General features: G+C 49.6%; 2 rRNA genes. Both read left to right on the top strand.

Annotation, left to right across the window (positions count from 1 at the left end):
- Nucleotides 1–26 precede the first annotated feature (26 nt).
- A 23S ribosomal RNA gene (locus J3L16_RS15620) occupies nt 27–2898 on the top strand.
- Between the two features lie 133 nt (nt 2899–3031).
- Nucleotides 3032–3147, top strand: a 5S ribosomal RNA gene (rrf, locus tag J3L16_RS15615).
- Nucleotides 3148–3162: the final 15 nt, after the last annotated feature.

Raw genomic sequence — 3162 nt, 5'->3', positions numbered from 1 at the left:
CAAGACGAAGCTATTTTGGGTTGTATGGTTAAGTGACTAAGCGTATACGGTGGATGCCTTGGCAGTTAGAGGCGATGAAGGACGTGTAAGTCTGCGAAAAGCGGTGGTGAGTTGACAAAACGCATTATAGCCATCGATGTCCGAATGGGGAAACCCGGCCTTAGGGTCATCTTGCAGTGAATACATAGCTGTAAGAAGCAAACGCAGGGAACTGAAACATCTAAGTACCTGTAGGAAAAGAAATCAACCGAGATTTCCTTAGTAGCGGCGAGCGAACGGGAATTAGCCGATATTCAATGTGTTAGTGGAATGTGTTGGGAAGCACAGCGATACAGGGTGATAGCCCCGTACACGAAGATACATTGTTTACATATTAAGTAGGACGGGACACGTGTTATCTTGTCTGAAGATGGGGGGACCATCCTCCAAGGCTAAATACTCCTAACTGACCGATAGTGAACCAGTACCGTGAGGGAAAGGCGAAAAGAACCCCTGTGAGGGGAGTGAAATAGAACCTGAAACCGTATACGTACAAGCAGTGGGAGCCTCATTTATGGGGTGACTGCGTACCTTTTGTATAATGGGTCAGCGACTTATATTTTGTAGCAAGGTTAACCGTATAGGGGAGCCGTAGGGAAACCGAGTCTTAACTGGGCGATAGTTGCAAGGTATAGACCCGAAACCCGGTGATCTAGCCATGGGCAGGTTGAAGGTTGAGTAACATCAACTGGAGGACCGAACCCACTAACGTTGAAAAGTTAGGGGATGACTTGTGGCTGGGGGTGAAAGGCCAATCAAACCGGGAGATAGCTGGTTCTCCCCGAAATCTATTTAGGTAGAGCCTCGGACGAATTCCATTGGGGGTAGAGCACTGTTAAGGCTAGGGGGTCATCCCGACTTACCAACCCTTTGCAAACTCCGAATACCGATGAGAACTATCCGGGAGACACACTGCGGGTGCTAACGTCCGTTGTGGAGAGGGAAACAACCCAGACCGCCAGCTAAGGTCCCAAAATATTACTAAGTGGGAAACGATGTGGGAAGGCTAAGACAGCTAGGAGGTTGGCTTAGAAGCAGCCATCCTTTAAAGAAAGCGTAATAGCTCACTAGTCGAGTCGGCCTGCGCGGAAGATGTAACGGGGCTAAGTAATATACCGAAGCTGCGGCAAAGTCTTAGGACTTTGGGTAGGGGAGCGTTGTGTAAGTGGATGAAGGTGAGTTGAGAAGCTTGCTGGACATATCACAAGTGCGAATGCTGACATGAGTAACGATAATGGGGGTGAAAAACCCCCACGCCGGAAGACCAAGGTTTCCTGTCCCATGCTAATCAGGGCAGGGTAAGTCGGCCCCTAAGGCGAGGCAGAGATGCGTAGTCGATGGGAAACGGGTTAATATTCCCGTACTTATATAATCAGTGATGGAGGGACGGAGAAGGTTATGCTAGCTTGGCGTTGGTAGCCCAAGTGAAAGTGCGTAGGGTTGAATTTTAGGTAAATCCGGAATTCTACATGCCTGAGACACGAGACGAGACACTACGGTGTTGAAGTAGCAAATACCCTGCTTCCAGGAAAATCTTCTAAACTTATGATTATGTGAACCGTACCCCAAACCGACACAGGTGGTCAGGTAGAGAATACTAAGGCGCTTGAGAGAACTCGGGTGAAGGAACTCGGCAAAATTGTACCGTAACTTCGGGAGAAGGTACGCCCTTGTGTGTGATTGGACTTGCTTCATGAGCATATGAGGGCCGCAGTGACCAGGAGGCTGGGACTGTTTATTAAAAACACAGCACTGTGCTAAATCGAAAGATGACGTATACGGTGTGACACCTGCCCGGTGCCGGAAGGTTAATTGATGGGGTTAGCGTAAGCGAAGCTCTTGATCGAAGCCCCGGTAAACGGCGGCCGTAACTATAACGGTCCTAAGGTAGCGAAATTCCTTGTCGGGTAAGTTCCGACCTGCACGAATGGTGTAACCATGGCCTCGCTGTCTCCACCCGAGACTCAGTGAAATTGAAATTGCAGTGAAGATGCTGTGTACCCGCACCTAGACGGAAAGACCCCGTGAACCTTTACTACAGCTTGGCACTGAACATTGACCCTACATGTGTAGGATAGGTGGGAGGCTTTGAAGCACAGTCGCTAGATTGTGTGGAGCCGTCCTTGAAATACCACCCTTGTATGTTTGATGTTCTAACATTGGTCCCTAATCGGGATTGTGGACAGTGTCTGGTGGGTAGTTTGACTGGGGCGGTCTCCTCCCAAATAGTAACGGAGGAGCACGAAGGTTGGCTAATCCTGGTCGGACATCAGGAGGTTAGTGCAATGGCATAAGCCAGCTTAACTGCGAGACAGACACGTCGAGCAGGTACGAAAGTAGGTCATAGTGATCCGGTGGTTCTGAATGGAAGGGCCATCGCTCAACGGATAAAAGGTACTCCGGGGATAACAGGCTGATACCGCCCAAGAGTTCATATCGACGGCGGTGTTTGGCACCTCGATGTCGGCTCATCACATCCTGGGGCTGAAGTCGGTCCCAAGGGTATGGCTGTTCGCCATTTAAAGTGGTACGCGAGCTGGGTTTAGAACGTCGTGAGACAGTTCGGTCCCTATCTGGTGTGGGCGTTGGATGATTGATGGGAGCTGCTCCTAGTACGAGAGGACCGGAGTGGACGAACCGCTGGTGTTCGGGTTGTTTTGCCAAAGGCATTGCCCGGTAGCTACGTTCGGAACGGATAACCGCTGAAAGCATCTAAGCGGGAAGCCGGCCCAAAGATGAGTCATCCCTCTACGTAAGTAGTGTAAGGGTTGTTTAAGACTAAGACGTTGATAGGCAGGGTGTGGAAGCGTTGTAAGGCGTTAAGCTAACCTGTACTAATTGCCCGAGAGGCTTAACCATACAACGCCAAAGTAGCGTCGAAAGACGTGGTGTTGTGTGAGACATGCTAATCAAATTAAGCGTAGTTAGAGTAGTGAGTTACTTTGATTGACGATGAATATCAGACTTTCCTAAATTGTTAAACCAGTTTATGTCTGGCGACAATAGCGACGTGGTACCACCTGACTCCATTCCGAACTCAGAAGTGAAACACGTTAGCGGCGATGGTAGTGTGGGGTTTCCCCATGTGAGAGTAGCACATCGCCAGACTTCTATTCAGCTCAT

It is taken from the genome of Alteromonas sp. 5E99-2 (assembly GCF_017368475.1).
Taxonomy (GTDB): domain Bacteria; phylum Pseudomonadota; class Gammaproteobacteria; order Enterobacterales; family Alteromonadaceae; genus Alteromonas_F.
The sequence above is the reverse complement of the archived record's forward strand: the minus strand, read 5'-3'. Positions and strand labels throughout refer to the sequence as shown.